This is a genomic window from Streptomyces hamibioticus (assembly GCF_047946815.1).
Lineage (GTDB): Bacteria > Actinomycetota > Actinomycetes > Streptomycetales > Streptomycetaceae > Streptomyces.
In genome coordinates, this window is record NZ_JBKKQY010000001.1 from 6,981,080 (window position 1) to 6,997,282 (window position 16,203).

The window sequence follows — 16,203 nt, forward strand, 5'->3', positions numbered from 1 at the left end:
TCAGTCTCCTCTCACGGCGAGTCGTTCGATCGCCGCCATGGGTACGGGAAGCCAGTCGGGGCGGTGCCGGGCCTCGTACAGCACCTCGTACACGGCCCGGTCCGTTTCGTAGGCACGCAGCAGGCCGTGCTTCTTGCGCGGGTCCCAGCCGGCCCGGGTGGCGTAGCCCGCGCAGTAGGCCTCGCGGCAGCGGCGCGCCCACTCCGGGCGCCACGGGCGGCGCTGCCGGGCGGCGTAGTCGAAGGAGCGCAGCATGCCGGCGATGTCCCGCACGGGGGAGTGGACGCTGCGGCGCTCGGCGAGCGGCCGGGACGGCTCGCCCTCGAAGTCGATGACGAACCAGTCGCGGCCGGCCCGCAGCACCTGGCCCAGGTGCAGATCGCCGTGGATGCGCTGGGCGGCGGGCCCGGCGTCGCAGGTGGCCAGCGCGGCGAAGGCGGACCGCAGCCTGGGCACGAAGGGCCGCAGCGCCGGCACCGCGTGCGCGGCGGAGGTCAGCCGCTCGGTCATCGCCGCCGCCGTCCGGCCGTTCTCCCCGGGCGCCCCGGCCGGGAAGGCCGACGCCAGGGCCAGGTGCACGTCCGCCGTGGCCCGGCCCAGCTCCTGGGCCTGCGCGGTGAAGTCGTCCGCGGCGGCCAGTGCGTCCAGGGCGAGCGTCCAGCCGTCGGCGGCGCCGGGCAGGAACGGCTGGAGGACTCCCAGCGTCGCCCCGTACGGGTGCGTGGTCCGGAACCAGGCCACCGGCGCGGGCACCCGGCCGCACCCCTGCCGGGCCAGCGCGCCCGTCACCTCCAGGTCGGGGTTGACGCCGGGCTGGATGCGCCGGAAGAGCTTCAGGATGAACTCGTCCCCGTACACCAGCGAGGAGTTGGACTGCTCCGCGTCCAGCAGCCGGGGCACCAGCCCGGCGGGCACCGGCCGCAGCGGGTCGCACTCGAAGCGCAGCGGGCCGGCGGTGCCGGGGTGCCGCAGCCGTTCCAGCAGCAGCTGGGCCGTGCGCGGATCGTGCAGCGCGTCGTAGACCGTCAGGCCGGCCAGCGGACCCTCCTGCACCCGCCCGATGATCGCGCGGCCCAGCCGTGGCGACGGCCGCTCGCGCACCCCGAGCAGCAACTGGTAGCAGTCGCCGGCCGGGGGTGTGCCGCCGGGCGCGGGCACGGACCCGTGCCCGGTGTGGACCAGCAGGTGCAGACAGCCCGGGAACAGCTCCGTCATCGACAGCAGGCCGAGGTCGGTGACGGGCCGGTCCTTGCCCGCGAACCAACGCTGCCGCGGCAGCCACTCGCGCAGCAGCCCGCCGAGCGACGCCATGGGCTCGGCGAGTTGCTGCGCGGGCCTCGGGCGCAGGGATGCGGTCTTCGGCATGGTGACGCGTCCTTTCCTCGGCCTGTGCCGCTCACACTCGGCGGCCGATGCGGGATGCGACTCGGGTGAGCCGGAACCAGTAGAAGCCGTGGCCGCCGAGGGTCAGCAGATACGGCAGCTCGCCGATGGCCGGGAACCGCACCCCGCCGAACAGCTCGACCGGATGGCGCCCGGCGAACTCCCGCAGGTCGAGTTCGGTGGGCTGGGCGAACCGGGCGAAGTTGTTCACGCAGAGCACCAGGTCGTCCTCGTACTCCCGCAGGAACGCCAGGACCGCGGGGTTGGAGGAGGGCAGTTCGGTGTAGGTGCCCAGGCCGAAGGCCGGGTTCTGCTTGCGGATCTCGATCATCCGCCGGGTCCAGTGCAGCAGCGAGGATGGCGAGGCCATCGACGCCTCGACGTTGGTGACCTGGTAGCCGTAGACCGGGTCCATGATCGTGGGGAGATAGAGCCGGCCCGGATCGCTGGTGGAGAAGCCGGCGTTGCGGTCCGGCGTCCACTGCATCGGGGTGCGGACGGCGTCGCGGTCGCCGAGCCAGATGTTGTCGCCCATGCCGATCTCGTCGCCGTAGTAGAGGATCGGCGAGCCCGGCAGCGACAGCAGCAGGGCGGTGAACAGCTCGATCTGGTCACGGTCGTTGTCCAGCAGCGGGGCGAGCCGGCGCCGGATGCCGATGTTGGCGCGCATGCGGGGGTCCTTGGCGTACTCGGCCCACATGTAGTCGCGCTCCTCGTCGGTGACCATCTCCAGGGTCAGCTCGTCGTGGTTGCGCAGGAAGATGCCCCACTGGCAGCCCGAGGGGATCGCCGGGGTCTTGGCCAGGATCTCGGAGACCGGGTAGCGGGACTCGCGGCGCACGGCCATGAAGATCCGCGGCATGACCGGGAAGTGGAAGGCCATGTGGCACTCGTCGCCGCCGGCGGAGTAGTCGCCGAAGTAGTCGACGACGTCCTCCGGCCACTGGTTGGCCTCCGCCAGCAGCACCGTGTCCGGATACAGCGCGTCGACCTCGCGCCGCACCCGCTTGAGGAACTCGTGCGTGGCGGGCAGGTTCTCGCAGTTGGTGCCCTCTTCGGCGTAGAGATAGGGCACGGCGTCCAGCCGGAAGCCGTCGACGCCCAGGTCCAGCCAGAACTTCAGCGCCGCCAGCATCTCCTCCTGCACGGCCGGGTTCTCGTAGTTCAGGTCCGGCTGGTGGGAGAAGAACCGGTGCCAGTAGTACTGGCCCCGCACCGGGTCGAAGGTCCAGTTCGACGCCTCGGTGTCGACGAAGATGATGCGGGCGTCGGCGTACTGCTTGTCGTCGTCCGCCCAGACGTAGTAGTCGCCGTAGGGGCCGTCGGGATTCTTGCGGGACTCCTGGAACCACGGGTGCTGGTCGCTGGTGTGGTTCATGACGAAGTCGATGATCACCCGCATGCCGCGGTGGTGGGCCGCGTCCACGAACTCCACGAAGTCGGCGAGGTCGCCGAAGTCGGGCAGGACGGCGGTGTAGTCGGAGACGTCGTAGCCGCCGTCCCGCAGGGGGGACTTGAAGAAGGGCGGCAGCCAGAGGCAGTCGACGCCGAGCCACTGGAGGTAGTCGAGTTTGGCGGTCAGGCCCTTGAGGTCGCCGATGCCGTCGCCGTTGCTGTCCTGGAAGGAGCGGACGAGGACCTCGTAGAAGACGGCGCGTTTGAACCAGTCCGGGTCCCGGTCCTTGGCGGGCGTGTCCTCGAAGGTGTCCGGTACGGGCTCGTTGACGGTCATGAGACGTACGACCCTCCGTTCGGCGCCGCGGCGGACGACTGCTGGACGTGGAAGACGTGCGCGGGGGCCCGGCCGGGCTCCAGCCGCACGTAGTTCGCCCTGCCCCAGCGGTAGGTCTCACCCGTCAGTTCGTCGTGGACCGGCGTGGACTCGTGCCAGTCGAGGCCGAGTTCCGGCATGTTCAGTGAGATCGTCGCCTCCTGGGTGCGGTGCGGGTCGAGGTTGGCGACCACCAGCACGACGTCGGACCCGGTGCGTTTGCTGTAGGCGATGACCGCGTCGTTGTCGGTGTGGTGGAAGCGGAGGTTCCTGAGCCGGTGCAGGGCCGGGTGGGCGCGCCGGATGGTGTTGAGTCTGGTGATCAGCGGGGTGATGGTGCGGCCCTCGCGTTCGGCCGTTTCCCAGTCGCGGGGTTTGAGCTGGTACTTCTCGGAGTCGAGGTATTCCTCGCTGCCCTCGCGCAGCGGGGTGTTCTCGCACAGTTCGTAGCCGCTGTAGATGCCCCAGGTGGGGGAGAGGGTGGCGGCCAGGACGGCGCGGACCTCGAAGGCGGGCCGGCCGCCGTGCTGGAGGTAGGCGTGCAGGATGTCGGGGGTGTTGGCGAAGAAGTTCGGCCGCATGTAGGAGGCCGCCTCGCCGGACAGCTCGGTGAGGTACTCGGTGAGTTCCTCTTTGGTGTTGCGCCAGGTGAAGTAGGTGTAGGACTGCTGGAAGCCGATCTGGGCGAGGGTGTGCATCATCGCCGGGCGGGTGAAGGCCTCGGCGAGGAAGATCACGTCGGGGTCGGTGCGGTTGATGTCCGCGATGACGCGTTCCCAGAACACGACGGGTTTGGTGTGCGGGTTGTCGACGCGGAAGATCCGCACGCCGTGGGCCATCCAGTGGCGCAGGACGCGCAGCGTTTCGGCGATCAGGCCGTCCATGTCGGCGTCGAAGGCCAGGGGGTAGATGTCCTGGTACTTCTTGGGCGGGTTCTCGGCGTGGGCGATGGTGCCGTCGGGGCGGTGGTGGAACCAGTCGGGGTGTTTGGCGACCCAGGGGTGGTCGGGGGAGCACTGGAGGGCGAAGTCGAGGGCGATCTCCAGGCCGAGGCCGGTGGCGCGGGCGACGAAGTGGTCGAAGTCGTCCAGGGTGCCCAGGTCGGGGTGGACGGTGTCGTGGCCGCCCTCGGGGGAGCCGATGGCCCAGGGGACGCCGACGTCGTCGGCGGTGGCGGTGAGGGTGTTGTTGCGGCCCTTGCGGAAGGTGGTGCCGATGGGGTGGATCGGCGGGAGGTAGACGACGTCGAAGCCCATCGCGGCGATCGCCGGGAGGCGGCGGGCGGCGGTGCGGAAGGTGCCGTGGGGCTGCTCGGGGGTGCCCTCGGAGCGGGGGAAGAACTCGTACCAGGAGCCGTACAGGGCCCGCTCGCGTTCCACCAGCAGCGGCAGCGGGTCGGAGGCGGTGACCAGCTCCCGCAGCGGATACCGGGCCAGCACCGCGTCCACCTCCGGCGTCAGCGCCGCCGCCAGCCGGGTGGCCACCGGCAGTGCGTCGTCGCGCAGCGTCCGGGCCGCGGCCATCACCACGGCACGCCCGGCGTTGCGGGGGACCCCGGCGGCGGCGCGCGCGAACAACTCGGCGCCCTCCTCCAGGACCAGACCGGTGTCGATCCCCGCCGGGACCTTGATCCGGGCGTGGTGCCGCCAGGTCGCGATCGGATCGCTCCACGCCTCCACGCGGTAGCTCCAGTGGCCCGGGGTGCCCGGCGTGACCTCGGCGCCCCAGCGGTCGGTGCCCGGGGCCAGCTCCCGCATGGGCGTCCACGGGCCGGGGCGGCCCTCGGGGTCGGTCAGGACGACGTTGGCGCCCACCGCGTCATGTCCCTCCCGGAACACGGTGGCGGTGACCTCGAACGTCTCCCCGGCCACCGCCTTCGCCGGGCGCCGGCCGCACTCCACCGCCGGGTGGACGTCCCGCACCGGGATACGCCCGATCTCCGCGGTCGTACTCATCGGTTCTCACCTCCGCCGTGCTCGAAGCCGGGCCTCATCCAGCCCGTCCAGGGGTCAAACCGCGCCGGAGGGGCTCTTCCGCACGGCCGGGGAACGCCGGTCCGTCACCGGCGGGCCCCGTCTGGCCGCCCGGGCCTCCCGGGGACGTTCGTTCTGCTCCCGCGCATAGGTGACCAGGCTCGTCCGCAGATACCGCTCGGCGGCGTCCGCGGCCTCCCGTGCGCAGCGCTTGCCCATCAGCACGCACAGGGTGTAGCCCGAGTCCTCGAACGTGGCCCGCACCGCCCGGTCGGCGGGCGAGGCCAGCATCAGGCGCTCCCAGGAGCGGTAATGACGCAGCTGCCGGGCGACTTCGGCTTTCGCGGGTAGCAGCATGGCGACGTCCCCTTCCGGGACTCGATGCGGGCGATCGAGTTCTTCACACATGGTGCACGTGCGGACACACACCGTCCTGTTGGATCTTCAACTACCTCGGGTGTCTCTCGTGTTGCACGAATGGACTACTGCTCCCACTCTGGAGTGACTCAGAAGCGACACATGCTCACGCTCCGTTCACGGGGCCCGGCCCGCCTGGGCCGAGGGGAGCGAGAGCTTCGCGGTGAGGAGCCAACAGCGATGAAGACCGCAGTGCCCTGCTACTACCACCTCGACGTGGAAGTCAGCCCGGAACGGGTCGGACAGGTCAGGCGCATCCTGGCCGCTCACCTGAAGTTCTGGGACCTGGAGAACCTCGTGGACCCCGTGTGCGGCGGCGCCGAGATGCTGCTGCGGGCGATCGACGAGCACGCGAGCGACAAGAACACCTCCATCGAGATGTGGTGGAACGGTCAGCACCTCATCACCGCCGTGGGCGGCAAGGACCACGCGCTGCGCCCCCATCACGACCTGCGCGGCTGCCTCCAGCACCTGGCCGCGACCAGCGACGGCTGGGGCTGCTGCGCCACGGATACCGGGGCCAAGGTGATCTGGTTCTCGCAGCGCGCCCGCGCCGGCGAGCGCATCCCGCTGGTGCCGACGGCGCCGGAGCCCATCACCCAGGAGGGCCTGGAGGTGCCGCGCGAGGTCATGCCGGTCGCCCGGCTGGCCGGTCCGGGCAGCACCACGAACGGTGTCCTGGAGGAGGCCCGGTGAGCGCCGCCAGGCCTAACTGGAAGGGGATGCCCGTCTGGAGCGGGCACCCCTACCCGCTGGGCGCCGCGTTCGACGGACAGGGCACCAACTTCGCCCTGTTCAGCGAGGTCGCCGAACGCGTCGAGCTGATCCTCGTCGACGACGACGGCACCCACAGCAGCATCCCGCTGCCCGAGGTCGACGGCTTCGTCTGGCACTGCTACCTGCCCGGCGTGGGCCCGGGGCAGCGCTACGGCTACCGGGTGCACGGCCCCTGGGCCCCGGCCGTGGGCCACCGGTGCAACCCGGCGAAGCTGCTGCTCGACCCGTACGCCAGGGCGGTGGACGGGCAGGTGGACAACCACCCCTCGCTGCTCGAACGGACCCCGGGCCGGCCCGACCCGGCCGACAGCGCCGGGCACACCATGCTCGGCGTGGTCACCGACCCGTTCTTCGACTGGGGCGACGACCGCCCGCCCCGGCGGCCGTACGCGGACACCGTCATCTACGAGGCCCACGTACGGGGCATGACCCGGACCCACCCCGAGGTGCCCGCCGAACTGCGGGGTACCTACGCGGGGCTGGCGCACCCGGCGGTCGTCGACCACCTCACCTCGCTCGGCGTGACCGCCGTGGAGCTGATGCCGGTGCACCAGTTCGTGCAGGACGGCGTGCTCCAGGCCCGCGGGCTGTCCAACTACTGGGGCTACAACACCATCGGCTTCTTCGCGCCGCACAACGGCTACGCCGCCCACGGCACCCGCGGGCAGCAGGTCACCGAGTTCAAGTCGATGGTCAAGACGCTGCACGAGGCCGGCCTGGAGGTCATCCTCGACGTCGTCTACAACCACACCGCCGAGGGCAACGAGAAGGGCCCCACCCTCTCCTTCCGCGGCATCGACAACGCCTCGTACTACCGTCTGGTGGACGGCGACTGGCAGCACTACTACGACACCACCGGCACCGGCAACAGCCTGCTGATGCGGCACCCGTACGTGCTCCAGCTGATCATGGACTCGCTGCGGTACTGGGTGACCGAGATGCACGTCGACGGCTTCCGCTTCGACCTCGCGGCCACCCTGGCCCGGCAGTTCCACGAGGTGGACCGGCTGTCGGCGTTCTTCGACCTGATCCAGCAGGATCCGGTGATCAGCCGGGTGAAGCTGATCGCCGAGCCCTGGGACGTCGGCGAGGGCGGCTACCAGGTCGGCAACTTCCCGCCGCTGTGGTCGGAGTGGAACGGCAAGTACCGGGACGCCGTACGGGACTTCTGGCGCGGGGAGGAGCACACGCTCGGCGAGTTCGCCTCCCGGCTGACCGGCTCCTCCGACCTGTACCAGCACAGCCGGCGCCGCCCGCGCGCCAGCGTCAACTTCGTGACCGCGCACGACGGGTTCACCCTGCGTGACCTCGTCTCCTACAACGACAAGCACAACGAGGCCAACGGCGAGGGCAACCGGGACGGCGAGAGCCACAACCGGTCCTGGAACTGCGGTGCCGAGGGCCGGACCGATGACCGGGCCGTCCTGCGGCTGCGCGCCCGCCAGCACCGCAACTTCCTGGCCACCCTCCTGCTGTCGCAGGGCATCCCGATGCTCTGCCACGGCGACGAACTGGGCCGCACCCAGCGCGGCAACAACAACGCCTACTGCCAGGACAACGAGATCTCCTGGATCGACTGGCGGCTCTCCGGCGAGCAGCGCTCCCTGCTGGACTTCACCCGGCAGCTCATCGCGCTGCGCGCCGCCCACCCCGTGCTGCGCCGCAGGCGCTACTTCCGCGGCGAGACGGTCACCAACGCCGACCAGCCGCTGCCCGACCTGGTGTGGCTGCGGCCGGACGCGCGGGAGATGACCGACGACGACTGGCAGCGCTCCGACGCCCACGCCGTCGGTGTCTTCATCAACGGCGACGCCATCGCCGAGCCCGACCCATGCGGCCGGCCGGTGGTGGACGACTCCTTCCTGCTGCTGCTCAACAGCCACTGGGAGCCGGCCGACTTCCGGCTGCCGGACGTCACCTACGGCGAGCGCTGGACCGCGCTGATCGACACCGCCGGCCCCGAGGACGCCCCGGACGAGGCGGAGCACAAGGCCGGCACGGTGCGGACCGTCGAGCCGCGCAGCCTGGTGCTGCTGTCCCGGCCCTCCCGGACCGGCCGGCCGACGCCATGAGGTCAGCGTTCGCGGCGCGCGGTCACCGTGAACTGCGCGCCGTCCCGGTCACGGAGCACGGCCTCGTCGCCGCCCTTGGACAGCACGCTGCCGCCGTGCAGCTCCGCGGCCCGCGCGCAGGCCTCGACGTCGTCGGCGTAGAAGTGGACCTGCCAGTGCGGGCGGATGGTCGGGTCGGGGGCCGATTCCAGGGCGCCCGACTCGATCCGCGCGACCACGTCGCCCCGGCTGCGCAGGACGACCTCCTCCCCCTCGTAGTCGACCTCGCAGCAGCCGGGCCGGCCCGACGCCCAGTCGAGGACCTGGCCGTAGAAGATGGCGGCGTCGAAGGCGTCGCGCGTGTGGAGTCTGATGAAGGCGGGCTGCGCGTGCCGCCAGGTCTCCCAGTCGGTGAACAGCTCCCCCTCCCAGACCCCGAAGGTCGCGCCGTCCCGGTCGGCCAGCAGCGCCGCGCGCCCCGGTGGCAGCGAGATCGGTCCGACCGCCGCCGTACCGCCGCGCTCCTGGACCCGGGCGGCGGCCTGGTCCGCGCTGATCACCGCGAAGTACGGCGTCCAGGCCACGGCCATCTGCCACATCGAGGCGACCGCGGCGATACCGGCGACCGGCGCTCCGTCCGCCAGGGCGATGCGGAAGCGGTCGCCCAGCCGGGCGGGCCGCCACCGCCAGCCCAGCACGGCCGAGTAGAAGTCCTCGGTGGCCGTCAGATCATGGCTGGTCAGACTCACCCAGCAGGGGGCCCCGAACACCGAGTGGGTGGAGAGGACGTTCTTCGCCTTCGCACCGGTGGGGGAGGTCATGTCGTGGTTCATCACTGTCGCGTCCTGGTCTCGTCCACCGGCAGCCACCGGTTCCCCACCAGTGTCCGGCCGGAAGGGCTGGGTGCGCCTGCCGAGTACCCCGACCGCACCAGTGAAACGACGGCACAACGGCCCGGACGGCCCAGTGAGCAGAGCGGTGGCAGGAGGAGACGGAGATGACGACCATGGAAGCGACGGGGCGAAACCCGCGCGGCACAGGCGGTGGCGGCGCACCGCACCCGGAGGTGACCATGCCCGGTGACGGGGGTTCGAACGAGATTTTCGAGCTGCAGGAACAGGTCCGGCAGCTGAAGGAGGCGGTGGTCTCGCACGCCGTCGTGGACCAGGCGATCGGCATGATCGTCGCCCTGGGCCGGGTCGCCCCGGACCAGGGATGGAGCGTGCTGAAGGAGGTCTCCCAGCACACCAACGTCAAGCTGCGCAACGTGGCGGAGCTGATCGTCCTGTGGGGACGCACCGGAGTGATGCCCGCCGAGATCCGCGCCGAACTGGAGGACGCGCTGGACCGCCACGGCCCCGCCCAGATCCCCGGTGCTCCGCCCGAGCGGCCGCGGAGGTAGCCGCCTCGAGCGGCCGCGGAGGCAGAGGGGCGGCCGGGGGCCGGGGGAGGCGGGCTCTGGGGGCCCGGTGGGCGGCCGTCGTCAGTTCGTCTCCGCGAGGATCTCCTCGCGGAGCTGGGCGAAGCAGCCGCTGAGCAGGCGGGAGACGTGCATCTGGGAGATGCCCAGCTGCTGGGCGATCCGGCTCTGTGTCATGCCCCGGAAGAAGCGCAGGTAGAGAATGGTGCGCTCGCGCTCGGGCAGCGCTTCCAGGCAGGGCCGTACGGCCACCCGGTCCACCACCGTGTCGAAGGCGGGGTCCGGCCCGCCGAGCGCGTCCCCGAGGGCGTAGCCGTCGGTGCCGGGCATCTCGGCCTCCAGGGAGAGGGCGGAGAAGCACTCCAGCGCCTCCATGCCGGTGCGCACCTCGACGGCCGTCAGATGGGCGTGCTCGGCGATCTCCTCCACCGTCGGGGCCCGGCCCGGGGTCGTCTGCGCCAGTTCCTTGAGGGCACGGCGTACCCGGTTGCGCAGGTCCTGGATCCGGCGGGGCACGTGCAGGGTCCACATGTGGTCGCGGAAGTGCCGCTTGATCTCACCGGTCACGGTCGGTACGGCATAGGCCTCGAAGGCGTGACCGCGAGCGGGGTCGTAGTGGTCGACGGCCTTGACCAGGCCCAGGGCCGCCACCTGGTAGAGATCCTCCAGATTCTCGCCGCGTCCGCGGAAGCGGACCGCGATCCGCTCCGCCATGGGCAGCCAGACCCGGATCAGCTCGTCCCGCAGCGCCTTGCGCTCCGGGCCGTCCGGCAACCTCGCGAGCCGCTCGAAGGCCGCGGCCGTGTCCGGGGCGTCGTCGTGCGGATGCTGCTTGGTTCTGCCGGCGATACGCGTCATGCGCACCTCCCTCAGCAGGGGTGCTGGATGGCGTGCCTTCCGGTCCGAAGCACTTCCCTGCCCCTTCCCGGCCGCACCGATTTCCAAACAATCACCCATATAACCCCCTGAACTACGCCAAACGGATCCGTGGGGCCAGGTGTGCGCGAGAGCGGCCAGGGCCGTGCGGAACCGGACGGTCACCGTGCGGAACGTGATGTGCGGCACGCCGGGGGCGGCCCGGTGGCGGGGCGCCGGCGGATTCCCGCTGCGCATCGCTTGATCACCGATCAAAACGGGTGAAGGCCCTGGCCACAGCGCATTCTGCTCATTTGACAGTGCACTGAGCACACAGATAGGAAGCAGCTCTCAGAGGTCGAGAGGTGCAGTGTGTACGAGCCGAACGTGGTCGGGGACTGGCAGGAGTACGACGAACACGCCGGTCTGCGGGTCCGCGTCCACCGTGTCGAACCGGCCGAGCCGCCGCGCGGACGGGACGACGCGGCCGAGGGGCTCACGTACTTCAGCGTCCGGGTGACCGTCGAGAACCGCGGGGAGCGGCAGGCCTGCGTGCACCTGGAGGACGGCCAGATCGACGTACGGATCGGGCCCGACGGGGAGGGTGCCTTCCTCGACTGGCGCAGCTCCCAGTTCATCGAGGGCTTCGACGTCTACCCGCTGCGCCGGGCCACCGCCGTGCTCTACGCCGCCGGCCCGGAGGCGCACCTGGGCCAGGTGGACGTGCAGGTGCAGTTGCGTGTCGACGACGAGTGGACCGGCCGGCGGCTGTGGACGGGCGGCATCGGTCTGCACGACCAGCCCCCCGGGCCCGCCGCGGGCGCCGGGCGGGACGGGGGCCTCGCGCACCAGGTGAGCGCGTTCCTGCGGGACCAGGCGGGGGAGGGCACCGCCTGAGTCCGGCCGCCCCGCGTCAGTGCGGGATGGCGTCGATGATCTCGCGGGCGCCCTGCCGCAGCAGTGCCACGGCGGCCGAGGTGCCGAGGGCGGCCGCGTCCAGCCGGCCGGCCCATTCGTGGGCGTTCAGCCGGGTCTTGCCGTCCGGGGTGAACACACAGCCCCCCAGGGAGAGTTCGCCGCCGCGGTCCACGCGCGCGTACCCGGCGATCGGGCTGTTGCAATGCCCCTGCAGGACGTGCAGGAACATGCGCTCCGCGGTGGCCTCCCGGTGCGTGTCCGGATGACCGAGGGCGCTGACCGTGTCGATCAGCCGGGTGTCGTCCGCCCGGCACTGCAACGCGAGGATGCCCGCCCCGATCGGCGGCATCATCGTCTCGGGGGAGAGGATCTCGCTGATCACGTCGGTGCGGCCGATGCGCTCCAGGCCGCTGGCCGCGAGCAGCAGCGCGTCCGCCTCGCCCGCGGCCAGCTTCGCCAGCCGCCGGTTAGCGTTGCCGCGGAACGGTACGCACTGCAGATGCGGATGGGTGGCGGCCAGTTGGGCGACGCGGCGCACCGACGAGGTGCCGATGCGCGTGCCCGGCGGGAGTTCGTCGAGGGCGCGGCCGGCCGGGTCGATCAGGGCGTCACGGACGTCGTCCCGCTTCAGGAACGCCGCGAACACCGTGCCGGCGGGCAGCGGCCGGTCGGCGGGCACGTCCTTGAGGCAGTGCACCGCCAGATCGGCCCCGCCCGCCAGGAGCGCGGCGTCCACCTCCTTGGTGAACGCGCCCTTGCCCTCGACCTGCGACAGGTCGCCCAGCCACTTGTCGCCCGTGGTCTTCACGGGCACCACCTCGGTGCGTACACCGGGATGCAGGCCGGACAACTCGGCGCGGACCCGCTCCACCTGGGCCAGGGCCATGGGGGAGTCGCGGGAGACGATGCGGACCGGTTCCGGGGCGGACATGCGGACACCCTAGTGCCGACGGGTGCCCGCATTGGCGCCGTTCCGGATCAGGCGTACGGGTCGAACGGGATGCCGGCGGGTTTGGCCGAGGCCAGCTGGGAGGCGAAGCTGCCGTCCTTGAGGCCGAAGTTGGCGCTGCCGAAGTCGTGGGCGCTCAGCTTCTCCCGCAGCCCGGCCGGGTAGCCGTTCCAGCCGACCAGCGCCGGGTACTGCCAGCTGCGCTCGTGGTTCTCCGGCGGTTCGTCGTTCGCGCCGGCCAGGCGGAAGCAGTGGGTGCCGACGCCGTCCTTGTGGTAGACGACCTTCGGGTGGGTGCCCTCGAAGCGGACCGCCGAGCGCGCGTGCACGGCGTACGAGCCGTGCCGGGAGGTCGAGACGTACTCGACGGTGCCGTCGCGCACCCACACCACCACGTGCTCCCAGTCGTGCCGGTGGCCGCCCAGGCTGCTGCCCGGCAGCGCCTGGTCCTTCTCGAAGTACAAGCCGTACAGGTACGCGCACCAGCCGTTGTCGCACTTGGCGCGCGAGTAGGAGTTGGTGTTTTCCAGGTCGAAGGCGTCCCGGCAGTTGCCGTTGAGGGCGCCGGTCGGTTTCAGGCCGCCGTTGACCGTGCCGTCGGGGCCGATGGCCGGCGCGGGGTAGCAGCCGTCGGTGTCGTAGTCGAAGGCGGGCTGGTACGCCCGCTCCTGGGCGTCGGCGTTGCCCGGCAGGGCCGGGGGCGGAGCGGCGAAGGCGGTGGTGGCCGAGGCGACGACGAGAGCGAGGGCACCGGCCGGCACGGCGAGCAGTCTTCGGCGGCGGTTTCGGGACGTACGTGACGTCACTGCGTCCTCCTTGGGGTCCGGGCGCAGCCCAACGGCTGTGGGGGGCAAGGGAGTTCAGCTTGACGGCTGGTGCCCCGGCGGGCCAAGGGGGTGTGGGCGCACCGGTGGTGAAGGGCGGCTCAACACTCGAGGACGGGCCGGTGCCCGGCGCCTGACGTGGCGTCAGGCGAGGTCGTCCGGGATGTCGGCGGCCGACTCCTCGGGCGCCAGGTCCGGGCGCAGCCGCAGCCAGGAGGGCTGGCGCAGCATCCCCTCCCGGGTGCGGGTGCTGAACCGGACCTCCCCGACCAGCCGGGGCACCACCCAGCGCGCCCCCGGCACCGCCGGTACGGGGTCGAAGGGGCACACGCCGGTCGCGGCGGCCCGCAGCAGCGCGGCCAGCTCGGTGCGCTCGGCCGCGCTCCAGCCGGTGCCCACACCGCCGACGTAGCGCAGTCGGCCCGCCGCGCGCTGACCCACCAGGACCGCGCCCGGCAGACCGGTCAGCCGCCCCTTGCCGGGCAGCCAGCCGCCCACGACGACGTCCTCGCTGTGCATGTTGCGGATCTTGATCCAGGCGCGCGACCGCACCCCCGGTTCGTAGACCGAGTCCAGCCGCTTGCAGACCAGGCCCTCCAGGCCGTGCTCGCGGGTCGCGCGCAGCGCCTGCTCGCCGTGGCCGACCAGTGCGGCCGGGGTCGACCAGGAGGGCCCGTCGAGGCCGAGATCCTCCAGGTGTCCGCGCCGGCGTGTGTAGCCGAGGGACACCAGGGAGCGGCCGGACAGGTGCAGGGCGTCGAAGAGCACGAGGTGGACGGGGACCTTCGAGGCCCGGCGCGCGGCCAGGGCGGGGTCGTGGGCCAGGCCCATCCGGGACTGCAGCAGCTGGAAGTCGGCGCGTCCCTCGTCGTCGAGGGCCAGGATCTCCCCGTCCAGGACGGCCGGGGTGGAGCCGAGCGCGGTGGCCAGCGGGTGCAGTTCCGGATAGGCCACCGTGATGTCCTGGCCGGAGCGGGCGCGCAGCCGCACGCTGCCGTCGCCGGGCAGGTAGACCACCACGCGCTGGCCGTCCTGCTTGGTCTCGTACGCCCACCGCGCGTCCTGCGCGGCCGGCGGCAGGGTGCCGGGCGTGGCGAGCATCGGAGGGATCAGCGGCAGCTCCACGCAGGAGTTGTCGACGGGTCCGTACCCCGCCACGCGCGTTCCCCGGCAGGTTCGCCTGAACGCCGGGGCGCTTACTTGAGTCACGCAAAGAGAGAGTAAAGTGGCCGCATGTCCACGCCACAGCCGCCCGAGGACGCCGCGACCCCCGAGGTGACCGAGATCGAGCGCGCGCTCGCCCGCATCACCTATCTGAGCACGCGGCACCGGCAGCACGACCGCCTGATGGCCCTGGCGGGCGTGCCGCTGGACCGGGCCGCCGTGGTCCTGCTGCGTCAGGTGGCCGACTGCGACGGGGTGCGCCCGGGTGAGCTGGCCGCGCGGCTGGGGGTGGAGGCCTCGCACGTCACCCGCACGGTGCAGCAGCTCCAGCGGTCGGGATACGTCACCCGTGTCCCCGACCCCGAGGACCGTCGCGCCCAGCGCGTCGAGCTCACCGAGGCCGGCTGGCGGGCCGTGGAGCGGGTACGGGCCACGAGCGCCCGCGGCATGCAGGCGGCCCTGGCCGACTGGTCGCCCCAGGAGCTCCGGCAGCTCGCCACCCTCTTCCACCGCATGGTCGACGACTTCTCCGCCCACGCGGCCGACGAGGACACCGCCCGGCAGCCGGCCGCCCCCGCCTGACGTCCGCGCACACCGCACACCGGAGGGTGGGGCAAAAGACCCTGGCCGCCGCCACCGGAGCCGGTGAACCGGCCCCCGGCCGGGTCGCTGCCGGGCGCGCCGCCGCGTGGTCGGCCGCCCGCCCGGCATCGACCGGCGCCGTGGCCGAGTGGAGCCGGTCCGGCCGCCACCCTTCTTACCGTCCAGTAATATCGCGCGGCAGGCCCCCCGGAGGAGGAACCATGTCCCGTTCCGAACGCTCACCCCTGTTGCTCGCCGGTCTGCTGGCCGCCGCCGGCGTCGCCCACTTCGCCCAGCCGCGTCCGTTCGACGCGATCGTGCCCCGCGGCCTGCCGGGAACGCCCCGCGCCTGGACGTACGCCAGTGGCGCCGCCGAACTGGCGCTGGCCGCGGGCATCGCCCTGCCGCGCACCCGGAAGGCCGCCGCACTGGGCACCGCCGCCTTCTTCGCCGCGGTGTTCCCCGCCAACGTGCGGATGGCCGTCGACTGGCGTCACCGCCCCGCCCCGCTGAGGGCCGCCGCCTACGGGCGGCTGCCGCTGCAGGTGCCGCTCGTGCTGTGGGCCCGCAGCGTGAGCAAGGGCGCCGAGGGCCGGCCGTGAGCGGGCGCCCCGCCGTGGGCGACACGGTCGAGGACTTCGCGCTGCCGGACGAGACCGGCACCGTGTGCCGGCTGTCCGGCCTGCTCGCCGACGGGCCCGTCGTGCTGTTCTTCTACCCCGCCGCCCTCACCCCCGGCTGCACCGCCCAGGCCTGCCACTTCCGTGACCTCGCCGCCGAGTTCGCCGCCGTCGGAGCCCGGCCGGTGGGCATCAGCGGCGACCCCGTCGAGCGGCAGAGCGAGTTCGCCGGGCGGCACGGCCTCGGCATGCCGCTGCTCTCCGACGCGGACGGCACCGTGCGTGAGCGGTTCGGCGTGCGGCGCGGGTTCTCCCTGGCGCCCACCAAGCGGGTCACCTTCGTCGTCGGGCAGGACCGCACGGTCCTGGAGGTCGTCCGCAGCGAACTGCGGATGGCCGCCCACGCCGACCGCGCCCTCGCCGCCCTGCGTGCACGCCGGGGCGGAGCGGCCGGGCAGGACACCGCCGCGGTTGATACCGGGCCGTAAACGGATAATCC

16 protein-coding genes are annotated in these 16,203 nt (G+C 72.3%); 7 read left to right on the plus strand and 9 right to left on the minus strand.

Annotation, left to right across the window (positions count from 1 at the left end; translation table 11 throughout):
- The 4 genes from ACLGIH_RS31850 to ACLGIH_RS31865 are packed head-to-tail and all read right to left on the minus strand — an operon-like array spanning position 1 to position 5,484.
- Positions 1–1,365, minus strand: coding sequence for a maltokinase N-terminal cap-like domain-containing protein (locus tag ACLGIH_RS31850; RefSeq protein ID WP_416528747.1), 1,365 nt, complete (start codon positions 1,363–1,365; stop codon positions 1–3).
- Positions 1,366–1,396: 31 nt separating this feature from the next.
- Positions 1,397–3,115: a maltose alpha-D-glucosyltransferase gene (treS, locus tag ACLGIH_RS31855; RefSeq protein ID WP_416528748.1), complete on the minus strand. Its 1,719-nt coding sequence runs from the start codon at positions 3,113–3,115 to the stop codon at positions 1,397–1,399.
- Positions 3,112–5,109, minus strand: a complete 1,998-nt coding sequence (locus ACLGIH_RS31860) for an alpha-1,4-glucan--maltose-1-phosphate maltosyltransferase (protein WP_416528749.1) — start codon at positions 5,107–5,109, stop codon at positions 3,112–3,114. Before ACLGIH_RS31860 ends, treS begins: the two co-directional genes overlap by 4 nt.
- Before the next feature lie 54 nt (positions 5,110–5,163).
- On the minus strand, positions 5,164–5,484 hold the full coding sequence (locus tag ACLGIH_RS31865; RefSeq protein ID WP_416528750.1) for a DUF5133 domain-containing protein: 321 nt from the start codon (positions 5,482–5,484) through the stop codon (positions 5,164–5,166).
- A 240-nt stretch (positions 5,485–5,724) separates the two neighbouring features.
- Between ACLGIH_RS31865 and ACLGIH_RS31870 the strand changes: the two genes are divergently transcribed.
- Positions 5,725–6,240, plus strand: coding sequence for a pep a2 (locus tag ACLGIH_RS31870; protein WP_416528751.1), 516 nt, complete (start codon positions 5,725–5,727; stop codon positions 6,238–6,240).
- Positions 6,241–6,266: 26 nt separating this feature from the next.
- A complete protein-coding gene (gene glgX / locus ACLGIH_RS31875) occupies positions 6,267–8,393 on the plus strand; it encodes a glycogen debranching protein GlgX (protein WP_416529532.1) in 2,127 nt (708 codons plus the stop codon).
- A 2-nt stretch (positions 8,394–8,395) separates the two neighbouring features.
- Here glgX and ACLGIH_RS31880 read toward each other — a convergent pair whose 3' ends face one another.
- Positions 8,396–9,205 (minus strand): VOC family protein, encoded by an 810-nt coding sequence (locus ACLGIH_RS31880; protein ID WP_416528752.1) that lies wholly within the window; start codon positions 9,203–9,205, stop codon positions 8,396–8,398.
- Between the two features lie 239 nt (positions 9,206–9,444).
- On the opposite strand from ACLGIH_RS31880, the gene ACLGIH_RS31885 reads away from it, so the two are divergent.
- Entirely contained in the window at positions 9,445–9,774 is a 330-nt protein-coding gene (locus ACLGIH_RS31885) for an ANTAR domain-containing protein (protein WP_416529533.1), read from the plus strand.
- Between the two features lie 81 nt (positions 9,775–9,855).
- On the opposite strand, the gene ACLGIH_RS31890 is transcribed toward ACLGIH_RS31885, so the two are convergent.
- Positions 9,856–10,650 (minus strand): RNA polymerase sigma factor SigF, encoded by a 795-nt coding sequence (locus tag ACLGIH_RS31890; protein ID WP_416528753.1) that lies wholly within the window; start codon positions 10,648–10,650, stop codon positions 9,856–9,858.
- Between the two features lie 369 nt (positions 10,651–11,019).
- Between ACLGIH_RS31890 and ACLGIH_RS31895 the strand changes: the two genes are divergently transcribed.
- On the plus strand, positions 11,020–11,544 hold the full coding sequence (locus tag ACLGIH_RS31895) for a hypothetical protein (protein WP_416528754.1): 525 nt from the start codon (positions 11,020–11,022) through the stop codon (positions 11,542–11,544).
- Positions 11,545–11,560: 16 nt separating this feature from the next.
- Here ACLGIH_RS31895 and hemC read toward each other — a convergent pair whose 3' ends face one another.
- The 3 genes from hemC to ACLGIH_RS31910 all read right to left on the minus strand — a co-directional run bounded on the left by hemC (position 11,561) and on the right by ACLGIH_RS31910 (position 14,463).
- Complete coding sequence (hemC, locus tag ACLGIH_RS31900) at positions 11,561–12,496, minus strand: hydroxymethylbilane synthase (protein WP_416528755.1); 936 nt, start codon at positions 12,494–12,496, stop codon at positions 11,561–11,563.
- Between the two features lie 47 nt (positions 12,497–12,543).
- Positions 12,544–13,320 carry an NPP1 family protein gene (locus ACLGIH_RS31905; RefSeq protein WP_416528756.1) on the minus strand — a complete coding sequence of 259 codons (777 nt, stop codon included), beginning with the start codon at positions 13,318–13,320 and terminating at the stop codon, positions 12,544–12,546.
- A gap of 162 nt (positions 13,321–13,482) precedes the next feature.
- A complete protein-coding gene (locus tag ACLGIH_RS31910) occupies positions 13,483–14,463 on the minus strand; it encodes an ATP-dependent DNA ligase (protein WP_416529534.1) in 981 nt (326 codons plus the stop codon).
- A 108-nt stretch (positions 14,464–14,571) separates the two neighbouring features.
- On the opposite strand from ACLGIH_RS31910, the gene ACLGIH_RS31915 reads away from it, so the two are divergent.
- The 3 genes from ACLGIH_RS31915 to ACLGIH_RS31925 all read left to right on the plus strand — a co-directional run bounded on the left by ACLGIH_RS31915 (position 14,572) and on the right by ACLGIH_RS31925 (position 16,192).
- The gene (locus tag ACLGIH_RS31915; protein ID WP_416528757.1) at positions 14,572–15,084 is read left to right on the plus strand and encodes a MarR family winged helix-turn-helix transcriptional regulator; all 513 of its coding nucleotides are present in this window, start codon (positions 14,572–14,574) and stop codon (positions 15,082–15,084) included.
- A gap of 221 nt (positions 15,085–15,305) precedes the next feature.
- Positions 15,306–15,686 carry a DoxX family protein gene (locus tag ACLGIH_RS31920; RefSeq protein ID WP_416528758.1) on the plus strand — a complete coding sequence of 127 codons (381 nt, stop codon included), beginning with the start codon at positions 15,306–15,308 and terminating at the stop codon, positions 15,684–15,686.
- Positions 15,683–16,192, plus strand: coding sequence for a peroxiredoxin (locus ACLGIH_RS31925; RefSeq protein ID WP_416528759.1), 510 nt, complete (start codon positions 15,683–15,685; stop codon positions 16,190–16,192). Before ACLGIH_RS31920 ends, ACLGIH_RS31925 begins: the two co-directional genes overlap by 4 nt.
- Positions 16,193–16,203: the final 11 nt, after the last annotated feature.

Coding starts and splice junctions, on each gene's coding strand:
- ACLGIH_RS31850 (WP_416528747.1), bottom strand. CDS start 1,365: ATGCCGAAGACCGCATCCCTGCGCCCGAGGCCCGCGCAGCAACTCGCC.
- treS (WP_416528748.1), bottom strand. CDS start 3,115: ATGACCGTCAACGAGCCCGTACCGGACACCTTCGAGGACACGCCCGCC.
- ACLGIH_RS31860 (WP_416528749.1), bottom strand. CDS start 5,109: ATGAGTACGACCGCGGAGATCGGGCGTATCCCGGTGCGGGACGTCCAC.
- ACLGIH_RS31865 (WP_416528750.1), bottom strand. CDS start 5,484: ATGCTGCTACCCGCGAAAGCCGAAGTCGCCCGGCAGCTGCGTCATTAC.
- ACLGIH_RS31870 (WP_416528751.1), top strand. CDS start 5,725: ATGAAGACCGCAGTGCCCTGCTACTACCACCTCGACGTGGAAGTCAGC.
- glgX (WP_416529532.1), top strand. CDS start 6,267: ATGCCCGTCTGGAGCGGGCACCCCTACCCGCTGGGCGCCGCGTTCGAC.
- ACLGIH_RS31880 (WP_416528752.1), bottom strand. CDS start 9,205: ATGAACCACGACATGACCTCCCCCACCGGTGCGAAGGCGAAGAACGTC.
- ACLGIH_RS31885 (WP_416529533.1), top strand. CDS start 9,445: ATGCCCGGTGACGGGGGTTCGAACGAGATTTTCGAGCTGCAGGAACAG.
- ACLGIH_RS31890 (WP_416528753.1), bottom strand. CDS start 10,650: ATGACGCGTATCGCCGGCAGAACCAAGCAGCATCCGCACGACGACGCC.
- hemC (WP_416528755.1), bottom strand. CDS start 12,496: ATGTCCGCCCCGGAACCGGTCCGCATCGTCTCCCGCGACTCCCCCATG.
- ACLGIH_RS31915 (WP_416528757.1), top strand. CDS start 14,572: ATGTCCACGCCACAGCCGCCCGAGGACGCCGCGACCCCCGAGGTGACC.
- ACLGIH_RS31920 (WP_416528758.1), top strand. CDS start 15,306: ATGTCCCGTTCCGAACGCTCACCCCTGTTGCTCGCCGGTCTGCTGGCC.